Here is a 768-nt window from a genome sequence, read left to right on the forward strand (position 1 = left end):
ATGCCGCTTCCGCGTTGCCACCGATGGCCATGGTGTTGCGCCCGTAAGTGGTGTAGTTGAGCAGCCAGCCAAAAAACACGAAGCAGGCGATGGTGATCAGGATGGGCACCGGCACGCCGAACAACTGGCCGTTGCCAAATACGAAGAACTGCTCCTGCGACACCCCGACCGCTTTGCCGTCGGCAAAGATATAAGCCAGGCCGCGCACGATCTGCATGGTCGCCAAGGTGGTGATCAAGGCGTTGACTCGTAGCTTGGCGATCACGATGCCGTTGATCAGTCCGACGACAAGTCCCATCAATAAGGCTGCGCCGATGCCCAGCATGACGCTCTCGGTATCGCGCATCACGATCGCCGCCACCACCCCGGCACAGGCGATCACCGAGCCGACCGACAAGTCGAAGTGCCCAGACGCCAGGCAATACAGCATGGTGCATGCCGCGATGCCCACGGTTGAGATCGCCAGACCCAGGCCGCGCATGTTCAGCGGAGACAGGAAGTTGTCAATGAGCAAGGCGCAGAGCAGAAAGATCCCCGCCGCCGCCATCAGCATTGCCCAGTTGTCGAGCAGGCTACGCAGGTCCAGGGGTTTGCGCGCCGTCGGCAACGCGTTGTTTTGGCTTGTCATATTCACCTCTTCAGTTCGCCAGGCCGTCGGCACGTTGGCTCGGCAGAGCCAATTGCAGCAGATTGGATTCAGTGGCGTGTTCGCGGCTTTTTTCGCCGCGCAGCGCGCCTTCACACAGCACCAGGATACGATCGGAAATC

Annotated in this window: 1 protein-coding gene; it reads right to left on the reverse strand. The window is 60.4% G+C overall.

Going from position 1 to position 768, the window contains the following annotated elements; translation table 11 throughout:
* Positions 1-628 (reverse strand): ABC transporter permease subunit (locus AC6CIA_RS26345; RefSeq protein WP_498316078.1); only part of this gene is annotated, 628 nt, incomplete at its 3' end.
* Positions 629-768: the final 140 nt, after the last annotated feature.

Source organism: Pseudomonas sp. GQ91, assembly GCF_059758795.1.